This window comes from Aeromonas sp. QDB31 (genome assembly GCF_027707605.1).
Taxonomy (GTDB): domain Bacteria; phylum Pseudomonadota; class Gammaproteobacteria; order Enterobacterales; family Aeromonadaceae; genus Aeromonas; species Aeromonas media.
Window position 1 is genome coordinate 274196 of sequence record NZ_JAPCIX010000005.1, and the last position, 16038, is coordinate 290233.

Genomic DNA, 16038 nt, shown 5'->3' on the forward strand with positions numbered 1-16038 from the left:
GTGAAACTTAGACAATCTATACATATGAGAACTTTGTGATGAACAAACATTGTACAAAAACCCATTCCCAGAGAGACTCAAGCAGGCGCGTAAAAAAGCAGGTATATCCCAAAAGGAGCTTGGGGTAAGGGCCGGTATGGATGATAGTTCTGCTAGTGGTCGCATGAATCACTATGAGAGAGGTCGCCACGTTCCAGACATTGATACAATGCGAAAACTTGCCAATGTACTGGGAAAGCCGCTGAGTTATTTTTTTTGCGAAGATGATCTTAGTGCGGAATTGGTTTGTCTATTTGAGCAACTTGATGAGGATGAAAAGTTAGATCTTCTCTTTAAGCTACGTGAAAATAAACGGTGATACCGCTAAGTAAGATACCTGCTCATGTTGCGGATTGACCACCAGAAGTTTGCAACGCATTGATAGTGGTTTGTAGCTAGGAGAGGAGGTTAACTTTCATGGTTGTGCTCATGCCTTCACCACCGGGATCCCTTTGATACTGGTGGTATAGCGGGGGCTGAGTTGTTCGCGTTTCATCATCCATTCGCTGGTATCTCGGCCTCGGGATGCAAAGTAGACCTTTCCCAACCGCCCCTGGTTAATCCTATCGATCACCTGCATGAGTGCATCGCTACGGGGATCCTGCTGTTCGCTGCCGAATAGACCCCCTTGCTGCATGCCTTTCGGGGAGAAGTCCGCCAGCATGACGCCGCCCTTCATATAGCGAACATCATCCAACCAGATCCTGCTCAGCAGCGGCTCGATCTGGGCTAGCAACTCACGGGTGTCGGCTGTGGGTATCGGCAACAGCATGGAGATCTGGTTGGCATAATGTGTTTCCCGCTCCGCAAACGGGCTCGAACGAATGAATACTGTGACATGGCGGCAGCACATGCCCTCTGTCCTGAGTTTCTCAGCTGCCCGCTCCATGTAGCCAGCGAGAGCCTCCCGCATGGGGCCGAAGGCGGTGATGCGCTCCCCAAAGGATCGGCTGCAAATTATCTGTTGCTTGGCCTGTGCCAGTTGCTCCAGCTCGGCGCAGGGGATCCCGCACAGCTCCTGCACCGTGCGCTCGACAACGACCCCGTAACGGTGCCGAAGACTCTTAGCATCAGCCGCTACCAGATCAGCCACGGTGTTGATGCCCTGAGCTGACAGCTTGGTGGTGAGTTTGCGACCAATTCCCCAGACCTCGTCTACCGGGGTGATCGCCATCAGTTTGGCGCGGCGTGTTTCATCGCGCAGATCGACCACCCCTCCGGTGGCGGGCCATTTTTTTGCGGCATAGTTGGCGAGTTTGGCTAGGGTTTTAGTGGGGCCGATACCAACACCGACCGTCAGCCCTGTCCACTGCTGTACCCGCTCCCGGATCTGGCGTCCATATGCCACTAGGTCACCCGCCCAACTCTCACTCAGCTCAGCAAAAGCTTCGTCTGTTTACCGGGACGGGTGCGAACAGCTTTGCGAGAAGGTCACTCAGCAACTCGGTGCGTGGTTCTCTCTTTTGAGCTGGTAAGGCTCATGTGGTGAGGGTTCTGGTGAGGACAACCAAAAAGTGTAAGAATAAACAGGTATGAACACGCATTTTCATACCTTTTCTTACATATCTTTAAAAAGTGTCATTTTAAGGTGAGCAACCAGAAGTGTAAGAAAAGGTGTTATGCATTGAAATATATAGTAAAAAATTCATTGCCACTCACTCAGTCACTCACTCAGCAGCGATTTTTTACATGTATTACCCTTTTGATCTACAAAAAGGCCCTGATCACTCAGGGCCTTTTTGTCTGTTTCTGACGCATTCCCCCCCACCCTCATCATGTTGTTGCGACGATCCGGCCCCTCCTCTCTTCCTCGCCCCGACTTGTCGCTATCATCGGGACGTAACACTCCTCCGAGAATAAGCATGAGTTATCCTGGTCGCCTGCTGCGCCTCATCTTGCTGGTGTTTGCTGCCCCTCTGGTCGCCGAGCCGCTACGAGTGGGAGTGAGCTTCGCCATCCCTCCCTACGTGATCACTCACGAAGATCGCGGCATCGAGCTCGATCTCCTGCGCGAGGCATTCGCCGGCAGCGATCATGTGCCCGAGTTCACCTATCTGCCTCTCGAGCGGACCTTCCGGATGCTGGAGGAAGGCAAGCTGGATGCCATCATCAACGTCAAGCCAGGCATGCTTAACAATGCCCACCTGTCACAGGCGGTGATCACCTTTCACAATCGGGTCTTTACCCTCGACAAGACGGCATTTCACACCATGAGGGATCTGCAGACGCTGCGCGTCAGCGCCTTCCAGCGGGCACGGCAGATCCTGGGAAAAGAGTTTGCCGAGCTGGTCGATCAGAACCCCCACTACGAGGAAGTGGCACGGCAGGAGGGACAGGTACAGAAGCTGCTGCTGGGACGTACGGATGCCGTGATCCTGGAGCAGCGGGTATTCTACTACTACATGACACAACTGCTCGGGCAGACAGAGGGCAGCGTACGCTACTCCTCCGATCGGGTCAGACAACATGATCTCTTTCCCCCTACCCAGTACCACTTCGCCTTTCGCCAGGCGACGACGCAGCGGTGGTTCGATCGCCAGTTGAGCAGGATGAAGGAAGATGGGCGCTATGAACGGATCTTTGCCGCCTATGGCGCGTCGTCATCGTATAGAAACATAAAAGCCAGCCCATGACGGACTGGCTTGATACTGGCCCCAGAGGAACAACAGTGTAGTGGAGCGTTACTTCATCGCGCCGCCATTTTTCAGGTCGGCTTTCTGCCGTTTGGCCTCGCGCTTCTCTTTCAGTGACATCTGCGGTTTTTTCTTGGCATCTTTGCCGTGATGCTGTTCTTTGTTGCTCATCATCAGACTCCAAAAATGTTACCAGGACAGTTGGAATGAGATTCCAGCATGTCATCCGAATCATAGATCACAGTACGCTAGCAGTGACGATCGAGGATCGCACTGGCACCAGCATACCCCCACCCTCCATCGGGATCCAGCCTCACTGGACGGCAGTGTCGCGCAGGGCGTGGACCTCGTCATCCACGTTCCGACAAACCGCAATAACCGGCTCGTATCTGAGCAACAACCGGCAAGAAAACGCACTCAAGTTGCCCTTTTGGGGTCAAGAGGACGATTACATAAGAGTCGGCTTCCGGAGTGTGTTAGGGTGAACCATCACCTGCCGCAGGAGTGCGCCATGAAAAAGCTGGAAATGAAAGATCTTACCGAGGCCGAAAAAGCCGAGATCACCCTGTTGCTGCAGAAGGCCCAGGCCAATGCCGATCACACCCTGACCAACGGGGAACGCAACAAGATCCGTGAAGAGGGACGCCTGAAAATCGCAGAGGATCGCGCCAAGGCAGCCAAGGCGGCCTCCGCACTGGCACGGGAGAAGGCCAAGGAACGAGCCAAGAATCAGGTGCTGCCTGAAACCTTCAACTGGGCGGATTCCGTCAGCAACAAGTACCGCAGCAAGCGATAATTTCCGTCTCCCATGTCCGGATGCTTGTGCTGTCACCCGGACATGAGCCTGCATACTGCCCTTTCCCATACCGGAAATTGATAGATAACCTTCTGGTATAAAACGATTTTATCAAAATAAAACGCTAACGCCTCCTCGTCGGGCCGGAATTAATACCAAGATAAAGATTGCCATGACGGAGTGAGCGTGTTCTAATCGATTTCGATGGTTCGGTAGTTCAGACCTGATTATGTTAGGCAGTCATTTTAAAGCAGTGATTTGTGCATAGAGTTGTCCCAGATGATTCTCGCCAAATAATTCTCCTTCTTTAGTGCTCCCCATACGTATTGCTGACGAAAAATCATGGATTGCTACAAACGTAGCGTTTCAACATCACTATTCAAGGAAATTATTATGTCTAACAAAATGACTGGTACCGTAAAGTTCTTCAACGCTGAGAAAGGTTTTGGCTTCATCTCCCCGGCTGACGGTGGCAAAGACGTGTTCGTACACTTCTCCGCTATCCAGTCCACCAGCTTCAAAACCCTGGACGAAGGTCAGCGCGTTGAGTTCACCATCGAGCAAGGCCAGAAAGGCCCGGCTGCTGCCAACGTAGTTGGTCTGTAATTCAAGCCAGGAAGCCTTTTCGTCAACCGGAAAGTCCTTCTGCAAGAATTGAAAAAACCCGCCTAGGCGGGTTTTTTGTTGCCTGCTTTTTACCTCTCTACCTTTCGCCTCTCTCAATCCCCTCCCAGATCCCACCTCACCGTCGTCCCACAGCCGCAAGCACCCTGTAAACACCACCGGATACAACGAGGGCGCCAACATGGCGCCCTCGTTACTGATGGATGAATGCGAGCGTCCTCACAACGGCAGGCTGATCCTCGCCTCCAGGCCCCCCTCGGGGCGATTGTGGAGGCTGAGCTCCCCGCCGTGCTGGTGCACCAGGGTGCGGGCGATGGCGAGCCCCAGCCCCACGCTGCCAGATTCGGTGTTGCGGGCCTCATCGAGGCGCACGAAGGGCTTGAACACCTCCTCCAGCTGGCCCGGGGCTATGCCGGGCCCCCGATCGCAGACCAGGATCAGCAGCTCGGATTCGGTGCGCACCAGTGACACCTCGGCACCCCCCGCGTATTTGATGGCGTTGCCGATAAGGTTTTGCAGCACCCGGCGCAAAGTATTGGCACGACAGGCATAGACCTGCTTGCCCTCAGCCAGGCAGGTGACGGGTTGCCCCATGTCGGCATAGTCGTCGCACAGGCTCTCCAGCAGGCTGACCAGGTCCAGCTCCCGGGTCGCCTCCTGCTGCCCTTCCTCCCGGGCGAAGCTCAGAGTCGCCGCCAGCATCTGCTCCATCTGTTGCAGGGTCTGCTGGAAGCGATCCTTGTCCTCGCCGTCCGCCAGAAACTCGCTGCGCAGCCGCAGGCTGGTGATGGGAGTGCGCAGGTCGTGGGAGATGGCGGCCAGCATGCGGGTCCTGTCCTGCACGAAGCGATCGAGTCGGGTGTGCATGCGGTTGAAGGCCTGGATCGACTCTCGGATCTCGGTGGGCCCCTCTTCGCGCAGGGGTTCTATGTTCTCGCCGCGCCCCAGCCTGTCCGCGTTGGCAGCCAGCTGTTTGAGGGGCAAGGTCGCTCGGCGAAACAGCCAGATCATCAGGCCGATCACCAGGCTTGCCACCAGCAGCAGGTTGAGGGTGGTCTGCCAGGACCAGCTCGCCGACTCCTTGTCCACCAGGGAGCTGAACTGCAGCCAGCCGCCGTTGGGCAACTGGATGGAGCCATAGAGCCGCATGTCCTGGGGGGGCGGCATGCCATTGCGATCCTTCATCATGCGGTTGTGGTGCTGCCAGGCCCGGCTGCGCTGGATGTCCTGCTTCAGCTCGGCGCTGATCTCCACCGACAGGGACGACGGATACCCGAGCTTGGCCCGCACCAGCTTCTCGAAACGGGGGCTGCGGTTGTCCGGTTGCAGCGGCTCGTCGGCGAGGCGCAGCAGCAGGGTCTCGCTACGGCTCGCCTTGAGGATCTCGTGATAGAGGGAGGGGGGCGAGAGGGAGAGCAACCGCACCACGGAGATGATCCGCTGCATGGCGTTGCGGCTGTTGACGTAGCCGAGCGCCTCCTCCCGGTCCGAGCGGTAGATCTGGATGCTGAGCAACTGGATCAACACCAGTCCCGCCAGTGCCACCAGCACTATCTGGCCGGTCAGCCCCTTGGGCAGCAGCCTGGCGAAGAAGCCCTTGATCATGCTGGCCTCACTCCTGAGTCACGTCTGCGGCGAACAGATAACCGCCGCCCCAGATGGTCTTGATGAGCTCGGGGTTCTTGGGATCCCGCTCCAGCTTGCGCCGCAGCCGGCTCACCAGGGTATCGATGGCACGATCGAAGGCCACAGCCTCCCGGCCGCGGGCCAGATCCAGCAACTGATCCCGGCTCAGTACTCGCTGGGGGCGCTCCAGAAAAACCTTGAGCAGATCGAATTCGGCGGTGGAGAGGCTCATCCCCACCCCCTCCTCGTCCACCAGTTCGCGGCGATTGATGTCGAGCAACCAGCGATCGAAGCGCAGATCCCGGGTCAGAGTCTCGGGCACGGGCTGGATCTCGGCCTGGGTTCGACGCATCACCGCCTTGATCCTGGCCAGCAGCTCCCTGGGATTGAACGGCTTGGCGAGGTAGTCATCGGCCCCCATCTCCAGCCCTATGATGCGATCCGTCTCCTCCCCCATGGCGGTGAGCATGATGATGGGCAGGCGGGACTTCACTCTGAGCTCGCGGCACAGGGTGAGGCCATCCTCCCCCGGCATCATCAGATCCAGCACCAGCAGATCGAACTCCCGCTCGTCCAGCAGCCGCTTCATCTCCTTGCCATCACGGGCACAGCTGACGCGCATGCCGTGTTGCTCCAGAAAGCGCTTGAGCAGATCGCGGATCTCACTGTGGTCGTCGACCACCAGAATATGAGGGCTGCCTTGGTTCATCATCGTCTCTCCCGTTATCGAGCTGGAGCGATTATACGAAAATCAACCGGGCGGGTTGTGTCAAAGTGTGCCAGAGCGCCAAGATGCCACACTCTGCTACAAAATAGTCCGGTACTGGCAAAGTTCAGACACTTCCACGGTGTTTACTGGGTACCAAGGCGAAACAGCCTGTACCCGTACCAATTAGACAGGAGTGACCCATGAAAAACCTGACCAAGACCCTGCTGACCGCCACCCTGATCCTCGGCCTGCCGCTCGGCGCCTATGCCGCCAGCGAAGCCGTCTCCACCGCCCAGCCGACCCAGGCCATGGCGGCCGGTTGCCCCATGGACGGCTCCGGCATGATGGGCGGCAAGCACCACGGCGGCCGCCACGACAAGATGGCCCGCATGCAGAACATGACCCCGGAGCAGATCCAGGCCCACCTGCAACAGCGCTATGACAAGATTGAAGACCCGGCCAAGAAGGCCGAATTCGTGAAGAACCTTGGCTTGCGTGCCGACGGCATGACCAAGCATGCCGAAGCGATGAAACAGTTCGCCGAGGCGCACCAGTAAACGCTTCTAGACCCGCAACAGGGTGGCCTCGGCCACCCTTTTTTGTCTCTCCCGCTCGGCCTGCCACCCTCTGCGATTCGCCCCTGGCATCCGTTATTTCCCTTATCATCTGCTCCGGGTTATGTGAGCGATAACAAACGTTTTATGTTCGAAATGGCTAATAATGGCGACTCAAACAACAGGATCGGGCAAGGCCCCGACAACAGTGGACAGGAGTCGTTATGGGATGGAATCTGGGCACAATCAAGGGGCGTTATACCGCCGTCTTCCTGGGGTTCATGGCGCTGGTGTGCGCCCTGACGGTGATCGGCATCCAGTTCTGGATCAAGCCGGCGCTGCAGAAGGCCGGTGAGCAGAATGTGGCGATGCGGGTCAGCGAGATAGCCACCGACATCCGCGATCAGCTCAACGGGGTGCAGAGCCAGTCCCGCAGCATCACCCAGCTGGTGGCACAGCTGCCGAGCGAGCAGATAGACACCCTGCTGCCTGCCCTCATCGATCAATACGGCAACGCCATGGTCTTCGGCGGCGGCATCTGGCCCCTGCCGGACAAGCGGGAGGCGGGCCGCGCCAAGTTCAGCACCTTCTATCACAGGGACGCGGCCAACGCGCTCATCCCCAATACCTACTGGAACTCGGTCGAGGCGCCGAACTACTTCGAGCAACCCTGGCACAAGGCGGGGCAGCAGGCTCCTCGCGGCATGTGCGTCTGGGCCGCAGCCTACAAGGATGGCGCCAGTCAGCAGCCGAGGACCAACTGCGCCATGGGGATCTACAAGGACGGCGCCCTGTACGGGGTATCGACCATAGACGTGACCCTGGGGTTCTTCAACGATCTGGTGGCCAGGAAGGAGCAGGAGATCGGTGGCCAGGTGATGATCGTCGAGGCTGACGGCAAGATCCTGAGCAAGAACGCCCGCCTCGGCGGCGATGTGGTGCTCGGCAACCTCTCCGCCCACGCCGACTACCCCTTCGCCGGGGCCATCGCCGGCCTGCTCGGCCAGGACGCGAGCAAGGGGCTGCTGCGCACCACCTTCCAGGATCAGGGGCAGGAGCAGACCTTGCTGATGCAGGCCATTGAAGGCACCCCCTGGCTGCTCGCCACCGCACTGCCGACCAGCACCCTGACCCAGGACAGCCGGGACGTGCTCGCCACCCTGGCCAGTATCCAGCTGCCTCTGGTGGGGCTGCTGTTCGTGCTCATGGTGCTGGCCATCAGCCAGCTCGGCAGCCGGCTGCAGACCCTCAAGCTCAACATCGATGCCCTCAGTGCCGGCGATGCCGACCTGACCGCCCGCATACAGGTGAAGGGCCATGACGAGCTGGACAACATCGCCCTGTCGGTAAACCGTTTCATCGCCTACCTGCAGCAGATGATGGTGCAGGTGACCGATGCCACCGACCTCATCACCCGTGAGCTGGCGCAGCTCGATCAGCAGACCGGTCAGGCCAGACGGATCCTGGGGGAACACGCCAGCGAGACGGATCAGGTGGTCACCGCCCTCACCGAGCTCAGTTCCACCGCCGACAGCGTGGCCCAGCACGCCAGCGACTCGGCGAGCTTAACCGAGGCTGCCAATGGCCAGGCTGCCAATTCACGCAAGGTGGTGGGATCGGCGTCCGCCAGCGTGGTGGCCCTGATCGACGAGGTGGACCTCGCCGCCGCCAAGGTGCTGGAGATGCAGGAGGATGCCAAACAGATTGGCAGCGTACTCGGAGTGATCGGCGGCATCGCCGCCCAGACCAACCTGCTGGCGCTCAATGCCGCCATCGAGGCGGCGCGGGCCGGGGAGCAGGGACGTGGCTTCGCCGTGGTGGCCGACGAGGTGCGCGCCTTGGCGGCCCGTACCCAGAACAGCACCGCCGAGGTGGGCAGCATGCTGTCGCGCCTCACCCAGGGGGTGGCCGAGGCCGTGGTCGCCATGGAGCAGACCAAGCGCAGTTGCCAGGCCGCAGCCGACACCACGGGTCAGGTCACCGGCGGGCTCGACAGCATGGCCGACTCCGTGGTGCAGATCCACGATCTCAGCAGCCAGATAGCCACCGCCGCCGAAGAGCAGAGCCGGGTGACCGAGGAGATCAACCGCAACATGGTGAGCATTCGCGACATGCTGAGCCTGCTGGTGCAAAACGGCAGCCAGACCGAGCAGAGCGCCGCCACCCTGCTCGGCTCCAACCGTCAGTTGCTGGCCCTGGTGCGCCGCTTCAAGGTGTGATGGTGAACGCCAGCCAGCAAAAAGGGGCCCGCGGGCCCCTTTCTCATTCACTTCGCCGTGACTCAGGCCTTGTTGGCCAGGTTCAGGGTCTTGACGGTCTCGCCTTCGAACTTGATGACCACGTCTTTCTGGGCCACTTCGGAATCCTTCAGCAGGGACTTGGTGGTCTCGGCCAGCAGCGGGGAAGCCTTGTTCAGGGCGCCCAGATCATAGGTCCACACTTCCAGACCGGCGTCGGTCTTGGTGCTGGCCGGGGCGCCCAGCTTGTCCTTGATGGCCTGCTTGTTGGAGCCTCCTTCCTTGATATCCAGAGCCTTTTTGATCGCTTCGTTGGAGGCGCTGTCCATGGCAGTACCGGCCATCTCTTTGGCGGTGCTGGTGACGCTGCTGGTCACGGAGTCGGTCAGGGAGTCCATCAGGCCGGCCTGGGCAACCAGAGGCAGGGCGGTCAGGGCAATCAGGAGGCACTTTTTCATTAAGATACATCTCACAGGAATGAAAGAGCGCGCATCAGACCAGTGAGCTTGACTGGAGTCAAGGTGATCCCAAGGTCAAGCCTCATTCGGGGGGCAAGGGGCAATCCCCTTGGGTGAAGATGGTGGTCGGGAACGGATATCGGGCTGGCCTAGCCGCAGAGCTGATCCTTGCCCGCCAGCTTGGCTCGATAGAGCGCCCTGTCCACCCTCGCCATCAGCTGATTCAGGGGCTCATCCGGCATGGACTCCACCAGGCCGAAGCTCAGGGTGATGGGCTCCACCCCCTTGACCCTGGCGTAGCCCAATCGCTGTCGCAACTTTTCGGCAACCACCTGGGCCTCCGGCAGACGGGTATTGGGCAGCACCAGCATGAACTCGTCTCCGCCCCAACGGGCCAGCAGATCGATCTCGCGGATGGAGCCTCGCGTCAGACGCACTATGTCGATTAGGGTCTGATCCCCCACCCCGTGGCCATGGCGATCGTTGATCTGCTTGAAGTCATCCACGTCCATGGCGATCACGGCGAAGGGCTCCTTGAAACGCCGGGCACGCTCATATTCCAGCCGGACGGCCTGCTCCAGCCGATAGCGGCTGGCGGCGCCGGTCAGGGAGTCCGTCTCCGCCAGGCGACGGTTCTCCTCAACCTGGTGCTGCAGCGCAAGATTGAGCCGCTCCAGCTCGGCGGTGCGCTCCGCCACCTGCTGCTCCAGGGAGCGATTGTGCAGCTCCAGCCGGGCATAGAGCTCACGCTGGGCATGGATATCCCGATGCGCCCCTATCATCCTGGCCACGGATCCATCCGGATTGCGCGCTATGATGCGGCCACGATCCTCTATCCAGATGAAGTCCCCGTTGCGGCAGCGGCAGCGGTACTCGACCCGGTAGTCAGGGGCCACCCCGCTCAGATAGGCGTCGAAACAGGCCATCACCCGCGCCAGATCGTCCGGATGGATCACGTTCTCCCAGGTGAACACCGTATTGTTGAGAGAGTGCGGCTCATAGCCCAGCATCTGATACCAGCCCGGGTTGCGATAGACGAAACCGGTGTTGGCATTCCAGTCCCAGACCCCGTCGCTGATGACCTCCAGAATGCCGCGTACGGCGGCGTCATTGAGATCCGAAATCCTGATCGTGTCATTGTCCTGCAGCATGGGAACCATCCTTGTTCTGCTACCCCGCGTCACTGCGCGGTGACTCACATCCGATTGTTGAACATCACTGAAACATGCGCCTGGCCTGCCGGGAGTCGCCGATGGCGGTGGACGGCTTTCACACCCTGTCATGACAAGGTTATCGGCCACTCCCGAGCTCCCCTGAATAACAGTAGCAGCCGGGCTCTTCGCAGGTCTTGAGCGCCGTCAAGCCGACCCTCTTTTGTTTGTTCGCCGCATGCACCAAAGCGGTGCGCACCCTTGGCGCAGCCCTGCCAAAATTGGGCGTCTCTCGTCCCACCTCCGGACACAAAATGAATAAGACATTGAATAAATGGGAGAAAAATATTGGCCCAACATTTGCCTTTTGTCTAAGTGAGCCACCAAGGATTGGGGATATTGCATGAAATTAATCACCGCCATCATCAAGCCATTCAAACTCGATGACGTTCGCGAAGCCATGGCCAATCTCGGCGTCGAGGGGCTGACGGTCTCGGAGGTCAAGGGGTTTGGCCGCCAGAAGGGGCACACCGAACTCTATCGGGGTGCCGAATACCAGGTGGATTTCCTGCCCAAGGTAAAGCTGGAGATCGCCACCCTGGCCGACAACGTCGAGCAGATCATCGACGCCATCAGCAAGGCCGCCCACACCGGCAAGATAGGTGACGGCAAGATCTTCGTCTACGACCTGCAGGCAGCCGTGCGGATCCGCACCGGCGAGACCGACGCAGACGCCCTTTGATACGACTGGAACCGAGGAATACGACATGGAAGAGTTGATCACATCCGTCAGCGAGCTGCGTTATGCGCTCGATACCTTCTACCTGCTGATCTCCGGCGTGCTGGTCATGTGGATGGCCGCCGGGTTCGCCATGCTGGAGGCGGGCCTGGTCCGCGCCAAGAACACCACCGAGATCCTGACCAAGAACATCCTGCTCTATGCCATCGCCTGCGTCATGTACCTGCTGGTTGGCTACAACATCATGTACGTGGACAACGGCGCAGGCGGCTGGCTGCCGAGCTTTGGCAGCCTGATGGGCAGCCAGGCGGACGACGCGGGCCACTCCCTGCACGCCGACTTCTTCTTCCAGGTGGTGTTCGTCGCCACCGCCACCTCCATCATCTCGGGGGCGGTGGCCGAGCGGATGAAGCTCTGGTCCTTCCTGCTGTTCTGCGTGGTGATGACCGGCTTCATCTACCCCGTCGAGGGCTACTGGAGCTGGGGCGGCGGCTTCCTGAAAGAGGCGGGCTTCTCCGACTTCGCGGGCTCCGGCATCGTCCACCTGGCGGGTGCCGCCGCCGCCCTGGCCGCCGTGCTGCTGCTCGGCCCCCGTCGCGGCAAATATGGCAAGCAAGGAGAGATCCATCCCATCCCCGGCTCCAACCTGCCGCTCGCGACCCTGGGCACCCTGATCCTCTGGATGGGCTGGTTCGGCTTCAACGGTGGCTCCCAGCTGGCGCTCTCCAGCGCCGCTGACGCCACCGCCATCGGCACCGTGTTCGTCAACACCAACGCCGCCGCGGCCGCCGGTGTGGTCGGCGCCCTGCTGGTCAGCAAGCTCACCTGGGGCAAGGCGGACCTTACCATGATCCTCAACGGCGCCCTCGGCGGTCTGGTCGCCATCACCGCCGACCCGGCCTCCCCCAGCCCGCTGTTTGCCAGCCTGATCGGCGCCCTGGCCGGGGCCCTGGTGGTCTACGCCATCGTCGCCTTCGATCGCCTGAAGATCGATGATCCGGTCGGTGCCATCTCGGTACACGGGGTGTGCGGCCTGTTCGGCCTGATGGTGGTGCCCTTCTCCAACGCGAGCGCCACCTTCGGCGCCCAGTTGCTCGGTGCCGCCACCATCTTCGGATGGGTCTTTGCCGTCTCCCTCCTGGTCTGGAGCCTGCTCAAGGCCACCATGGGTCTGCGGGTCAGCGAAGAGGAAGAGCTGATGGGCGTGGACATGCACGAGTGCGGTGTCGATGCCTACCCCGAGTTCGTCAGCATCAAATCCAGCATCTAAGCACGCCATCTGCTTGCGGGGCCCGGGGGACACCTCGGGCCCCGTTTTTTTGGCGCCCTCAGCGCCCCTTGAAGGCGGGATGGTGAGCCTGGCGGTAGTGACTCGGGGCCAGCCCATGCTGGCGCTTGAAGGCGGTGGAGAAGTGGTACTCGTTCTTGAAGCCGCACTGCTCGGCCAACTGCTTCACCGAGTCGGCCCGGCTGGCCAGCAAGAGCGCCGCCCGCTGCAGCCGCAACCGTTGCAGCAGCGCCATGGGCGCTAGCGCGAAGTGCTGCTGACAGAGCCGATGGAGCTGACGCTCGGAGAGGTGCAGGGCGCCGGCCATGCGGGCTATGTCCCACGACTCGGTCAGCGCCTCTTTGAGCAGCAATTCGAGGCGCAGCGCCAGCCGCTCACCACGCCATTGCCCCTCCCCCTTTTGCAGCAGGCGGCGCAGATAAAAGCCGAGCTGCTCCACCAGCAGGGCGCTGAGCAGCGGGTCCTGATGGCGTTCCTGCTCCGCATAGAGGTTCTCGATGGTGCGAAGCAGTGTCCCCTGCTGGGAGGTGCAACCGAGCCGAGGGCGGCTGGCAAAGGCATCCCAGGGGGAATCCTTGTGCAGCAGCAGCCATACCAGCTCCCACTCACCCGTCTCACTCAACGGCTGATCCAACGGCTCGTTCACCTGCTCACTCAACTGCTCACTAAGCTGCTCACTAAGCTGATAGCAGAGCGGCTCTCCGGCCGGGATCAGCGCCCACTCGCCGGTCTGCAGCCGTTCGCGGCGATCCCCCACCTGCACCTCCCCCTCGCCGCCCAGAGTCAGCAGAAAACAGTGCACATCGGCAAAGCGGCGGGAAATGCGATAACGGGTCTTGAGACGGGAATAGCCCGCCAGCCACACCTGCTCCTGTGCGAGGGCCGGCAGCAGGCTGTCACAGCAGATCTGCTCGCGGCAGTCGGGGGAGACGTCAATGACTTCAAGATTGGCAGTTTCAGACATCATCAGGACGGGCTCAGCCATGTCGAAGGGACAGGCCCCAGCATAGCATCAAGGGCATCAAGTCACAGGAGACAAGCCATGCATATCCATCACGTCGCCATCTGGGCGCAGGATCTGGAGGCACTCAAGGCATTCTACTGCACCCTGTTTGGCGGGCAGGCCAATGAGCGCTACCACAATCCGAGCAAGCAGTTCAGCTCCTACTTCGTGCGTTTCGAAGGGGGCGCCAGCCTGGAGCTGATGCATACCCCCACCCTGTTTCCGGCTTATCCCAGTCTGCCGCACCCACTGCAGGGGCTGGCCCATCTCGCCTTCTCCCTCGGCAGCGTGGAGGCGGTGGACAAGATGACCGCCCGCCTCAAGCTACTCAAGGGCGCCGAGGTCAAACACCTGGACGGCCCCCGCTGGACCGGCGACGGCTATTACGAAAGCACCTTCCTCGACCCGGAAGGCAACCGGTTGGAGCTGACCATCTAATGGCTAAATGATCCCCTCATCCTGCCCTCTCCCAACGGGAGAGGGGATAAAGCGGCACCGAAATATGATCGCCAGCCACGAAAATTAAATTAACGAAGCGTAAGCGGAGGTGGTAAAGGCGAACTTTACCCCCTTCTCCCCTTGCGGGAGAAGGGTTGGGGATGAGGGGTTGGAAAAAGAGATCACATGGAAAACATTGGGCTTCGCTACGCTCAGCCACAACCTACACAATCGGTAGGTTGATACTGAGCCTGAGAAGCCCAACATACGAAATTTTTAAAATATAAAAAGTTGTTATACGAGGTAGAGTGCAAAGCTCAATATATATAGCCAATATTTTATTGTGTTTGCTCTCACCACAATTTACTATGACTTCGCTTACTTATTTAGGAAGTAAGGTGTATCACAAGCTGTCAAGTAGAACGCGCACCAGTACACTGGCTAGCAGACGACTTGCATGGCCGCAGATGGTTAGTAGACTCACGTCGAACACTCCTGCGATGATGGTATCATATATCATATCTGACATTCGTGGCCGACATCATATCGATGTTGTGAATGCGTATTTAAGTACGTTTGTTAAGCCCGGATCGGGAATCGGATGGCCACAGTCCTTTACCTTTCCGGGTTTTGCAATTTAAGGCTTACATGATGAACTCAGAAAATAAATGGTTTCGGAGTCGTGGCTACTTACATTTTGATTCTCCAGTAAAATTACGGAAAGCATGTCAAATAGTAAAATCTCCTCTTAATGTCGCCCAGCATGCTTTCTTCCCGCTAATCAAGTACGATATACAAAGTCTTAAAATATCAATAGACAAGGATGGCAATGTTCTAAAAAAAATTAAAACAAGACCAATCTCATACGCATCACATATCGACTCTCACATTTATTCTTACTATGCAGAGTTATTATCTGATTTATATGAAAAAGCTCTCGATAAATCGCAACTGCAAGACTCCGTACTTGCTTTTAGAGCTCTTGGAAAAAGTAATATTGATTTTGCTAACATAGCCTTTGAAAAAATAAAGGCCCATAACGATTGCACTGCAATCGCTATGGATATCTCTGGCTTTTTTGATAATTTAGACCATGAGATACTCAAATCAATGTGGTGCAAACTACTCCAAAAAAATTCATTACCCAATGACCATTTTAATATATATAGGTCTCTAACTAAATCTTCTGTGGTCAATAGAGACCTATTGTATACAGCACTTAAAATATCGAAAAACAACCCCAAAACTGCAGGATTAAGGCTTTGCGATATAAACACCTTCAGAGAGAAAGTGCGAGGCCTTGAGTTAATAAAAACCAACTCGACTGGGAGAGGCATACCACAAGGAACATCTATAAGCGCCCTTCTTTCTAATATATATATGCTAGATTTTGACAAGAAAATAAAAGACATAGTTAAATCTATTTCAGGAGAATACTATCGCTACTGTGACGATATGCTTTTTATCATCGATAGTGATAATACTAGCGAGTTAATGTCTCTAGTGACACAAAGTATCTCCGAGCTAAAAATAGAAATAAATGATAAAAAAACAGAAATTAGAACTTTCCATACATACCGCGGAGTTCAAAAATGCGACAAGCCACTACAGTACTTAGGCTTTATTTATGATGGCGAAAGAAAATTAATTAGATCAGCAGCCCTAGCTAGGGAAGGTGCGAACAAGTCCCTGATATGAGATCATGTTTGTCATCTGGAGCCATGAAAAAGGGTTCATCATGAG

The 16038-nt window shown here is 57.9% G+C and carries 17 protein-coding genes and 1 pseudogene; 10 read left to right on the forward strand and 8 right to left on the reverse strand.

What is annotated here, in order from left to right; translation table 11 throughout:
- Positions 1 to 49 precede the first annotated feature (49 nt).
- Complete coding sequence (locus tag PG898_RS08015; RefSeq protein ID WP_047440196.1) at positions 50 to 358, forward strand: helix-turn-helix domain-containing protein; 309 nt, start codon at positions 50 to 52, stop codon at positions 356 to 358.
- A gap of 108 nt (positions 359 to 466) precedes the next feature.
- Here the strand turns inward: PG898_RS08015 and PG898_RS08020 are convergent, their stop codons facing one another.
- Positions 467 to 1213: a DinB/UmuC family translesion DNA polymerase gene (locus PG898_RS08020; protein ID WP_113725460.1), complete on the reverse strand. Its 747-nt coding sequence runs from the start codon at positions 1211 to 1213 to the stop codon at positions 467 to 469.
- Positions 1214 to 1297: 84 nt separating this feature from the next.
- Positions 1298 to 1420 (reverse strand): annotated as a pseudogene (locus PG898_RS08025) (Y-family DNA polymerase); the annotation flags it as partial.
- Between the two features lie 481 nt (positions 1421 to 1901).
- Here PG898_RS08025 and PG898_RS08030 point away from each other — a divergent pair.
- Positions 1902 to 2672 carry a substrate-binding periplasmic protein gene (locus PG898_RS08030; protein WP_270823573.1) on the forward strand — a complete coding sequence of 257 codons (771 nt, stop codon included), beginning with the start codon at positions 1902 to 1904 and terminating at the stop codon, positions 2670 to 2672.
- 48 nt (positions 2673 to 2720) lie between these two features.
- Here the strand turns inward: PG898_RS08030 and PG898_RS08035 are convergent, their stop codons facing one another.
- The gene (locus PG898_RS08035; RefSeq protein ID WP_080675244.1) at positions 2721 to 2843 is read right to left on the reverse strand and encodes a hypothetical protein; all 123 of its coding nucleotides are present in this window, start codon (positions 2841 to 2843) and stop codon (positions 2721 to 2723) included.
- Positions 2844 to 3183: 340 nt separating this feature from the next.
- On the opposite strand from PG898_RS08035, the gene yjbD reads away from it, so the two are divergent.
- Positions 3184 to 3468, forward strand: coding sequence for a DUF3811 domain-containing protein (gene yjbD / locus PG898_RS08040; protein WP_025328558.1), 285 nt, complete (start codon positions 3184 to 3186; stop codon positions 3466 to 3468).
- Positions 3469 to 3861: 393 nt separating this feature from the next.
- Complete coding sequence (gene cspE / locus PG898_RS08045; RefSeq protein ID WP_025328559.1) at positions 3862 to 4074, forward strand: transcription antiterminator/RNA stability regulator CspE; 213 nt, start codon at positions 3862 to 3864, stop codon at positions 4072 to 4074.
- Positions 4075 to 4311: 237 nt separating this feature from the next.
- Here cspE and PG898_RS08050 read toward each other — a convergent pair whose 3' ends face one another.
- Both PG898_RS08050 and PG898_RS08055 read right to left on the reverse strand, forming a co-directional pair.
- Positions 4312 to 5697 carry an ATP-binding protein gene (locus tag PG898_RS08050; protein WP_270823572.1) on the reverse strand — a complete coding sequence of 462 codons (1386 nt, stop codon included), beginning with the start codon at positions 5695 to 5697 and terminating at the stop codon, positions 4312 to 4314.
- A 7-nt stretch (positions 5698 to 5704) separates the two neighbouring features.
- A complete protein-coding gene (locus PG898_RS08055; RefSeq protein ID WP_041207099.1) occupies positions 5705 to 6427 on the reverse strand; it encodes a response regulator in 723 nt (240 codons plus the stop codon).
- Between the two features lie 200 nt (positions 6428 to 6627).
- Between PG898_RS08055 and PG898_RS08060 the strand changes: the two genes are divergently transcribed.
- Both PG898_RS08060 and PG898_RS08065 read left to right on the forward strand, forming a co-directional pair.
- Positions 6628 to 6984, forward strand: coding sequence for a hypothetical protein (locus PG898_RS08060; RefSeq protein WP_005328782.1), 357 nt, complete (start codon positions 6628 to 6630; stop codon positions 6982 to 6984).
- Between the two features lie 221 nt (positions 6985 to 7205).
- The gene (locus tag PG898_RS08065) at positions 7206 to 9200 is read left to right on the forward strand and encodes a methyl-accepting chemotaxis protein (RefSeq protein ID WP_270823571.1); all 1995 of its coding nucleotides are present in this window, start codon (positions 7206 to 7208) and stop codon (positions 9198 to 9200) included.
- A gap of 62 nt (positions 9201 to 9262) precedes the next feature.
- On the opposite strand, the gene PG898_RS08070 is transcribed toward PG898_RS08065, so the two are convergent.
- Entirely contained in the window at positions 9263 to 9676 is a 414-nt protein-coding gene (locus PG898_RS08070; RefSeq protein WP_005328788.1) for a hypothetical protein, read from the reverse strand.
- A 149-nt stretch (positions 9677 to 9825) separates the two neighbouring features.
- The gene (locus PG898_RS08075; RefSeq protein ID WP_041206522.1) at positions 9826 to 10827 is read right to left on the reverse strand and encodes a sensor domain-containing diguanylate cyclase; all 1002 of its coding nucleotides are present in this window, start codon (positions 10825 to 10827) and stop codon (positions 9826 to 9828) included.
- A gap of 403 nt (positions 10828 to 11230) precedes the next feature.
- Here PG898_RS08075 and glnK point away from each other — a divergent pair, with 403 nt between their 5' ends.
- Both glnK and PG898_RS08085 read left to right on the forward strand, forming a co-directional pair.
- The gene (gene glnK, locus PG898_RS08080; RefSeq protein WP_005328794.1) at positions 11231 to 11569 is read left to right on the forward strand and encodes a P-II family nitrogen regulator; all 339 of its coding nucleotides are present in this window, start codon (positions 11231 to 11233) and stop codon (positions 11567 to 11569) included.
- A 25-nt stretch (positions 11570 to 11594) separates the two neighbouring features.
- Positions 11595 to 12836, forward strand: a complete 1242-nt coding sequence (locus tag PG898_RS08085; protein WP_005328796.1) for an ammonium transporter — start codon at positions 11595 to 11597, stop codon at positions 12834 to 12836.
- Between the two features lie 58 nt (positions 12837 to 12894).
- Here the strand turns inward: PG898_RS08085 and PG898_RS08090 are convergent, their stop codons facing one another.
- Positions 12895 to 13821 (reverse strand): AraC family transcriptional regulator, encoded by a 927-nt coding sequence (locus PG898_RS08090; RefSeq protein ID WP_270823570.1) that lies wholly within the window; start codon positions 13819 to 13821, stop codon positions 12895 to 12897.
- A 75-nt stretch (positions 13822 to 13896) separates the two neighbouring features.
- Here PG898_RS08090 and PG898_RS08095 point away from each other — a divergent pair, with 75 nt between their 5' ends.
- Both PG898_RS08095 and drt2 read left to right on the forward strand, forming a co-directional pair.
- Complete coding sequence (locus PG898_RS08095; RefSeq protein ID WP_270823569.1) at positions 13897 to 14295, forward strand: VOC family protein; 399 nt, start codon at positions 13897 to 13899, stop codon at positions 14293 to 14295.
- 651 nt (positions 14296 to 14946) lie between these two features.
- The gene (drt2, locus tag PG898_RS21220) at positions 14947 to 15993 is read left to right on the forward strand and encodes an antiviral reverse transcriptase Drt2 (protein ID WP_333563613.1); all 1047 of its coding nucleotides are present in this window, start codon (positions 14947 to 14949) and stop codon (positions 15991 to 15993) included.
- Positions 15994 to 16038 lie beyond the last annotated feature (45 nt).

Bases quoted from the DNA above. Each gene is read 5' to 3' on its own strand.
- PG898_RS08020 (WP_113725460.1), bottom strand. From the start codon at position 1,213: ATGGCGATCACCCCGGTAGACGAGGTCTGGGGAATTGGTCGCAAACTC.
- PG898_RS08030 (WP_270823573.1), top strand. From the start codon at position 1,902: ATGAGTTATCCTGGTCGCCTGCTGCGCCTCATCTTGCTGGTGTTTGCT.
- PG898_RS08035 (WP_080675244.1), bottom strand. From the start codon at position 2,843: ATGAGCAACAAAGAACAGCATCACGGCAAAGATGCCAAGAAAAAACCG.
- yjbD (WP_025328558.1), top strand. From the start codon at position 3,184: ATGAAAAAGCTGGAAATGAAAGATCTTACCGAGGCCGAAAAAGCCGAG.
- cspE (WP_025328559.1), top strand. From the start codon at position 3,862: ATGTCTAACAAAATGACTGGTACCGTAAAGTTCTTCAACGCTGAGAAA.
- PG898_RS08050 (WP_270823572.1), bottom strand. From the start codon at position 5,697: ATGATCAAGGGCTTCTTCGCCAGGCTGCTGCCCAAGGGGCTGACCGGC.
- PG898_RS08055 (WP_041207099.1), bottom strand. From the start codon at position 6,427: ATGAACCAAGGCAGCCCTCATATTCTGGTGGTCGACGACCACAGTGAG.
- PG898_RS08060 (WP_005328782.1), top strand. From the start codon at position 6,628: ATGAAAAACCTGACCAAGACCCTGCTGACCGCCACCCTGATCCTCGGC.
- PG898_RS08065 (WP_270823571.1), top strand. From the start codon at position 7,206: ATGGGATGGAATCTGGGCACAATCAAGGGGCGTTATACCGCCGTCTTC.
- PG898_RS08070 (WP_005328788.1), bottom strand. From the start codon at position 9,676: ATGAAAAAGTGCCTCCTGATTGCCCTGACCGCCCTGCCTCTGGTTGCC.
- PG898_RS08075 (WP_041206522.1), bottom strand. From the start codon at position 10,827: ATGCTGCAGGACAATGACACGATCAGGATTTCGGATCTCAATGACGCC.
- glnK (WP_005328794.1), top strand. From the start codon at position 11,231: ATGAAATTAATCACCGCCATCATCAAGCCATTCAAACTCGATGACGTT.
- PG898_RS08085 (WP_005328796.1), top strand. From the start codon at position 11,595: ATGGAAGAGTTGATCACATCCGTCAGCGAGCTGCGTTATGCGCTCGAT.
- PG898_RS08090 (WP_270823570.1), bottom strand. From the start codon at position 13,821: ATGATGTCTGAAACTGCCAATCTTGAAGTCATTGACGTCTCCCCCGAC.
- PG898_RS08095 (WP_270823569.1), top strand. From the start codon at position 13,897: ATGCATATCCATCACGTCGCCATCTGGGCGCAGGATCTGGAGGCACTC.
- drt2 (WP_333563613.1), top strand. From the start codon at position 14,947: ATGAACTCAGAAAATAAATGGTTTCGGAGTCGTGGCTACTTACATTTT.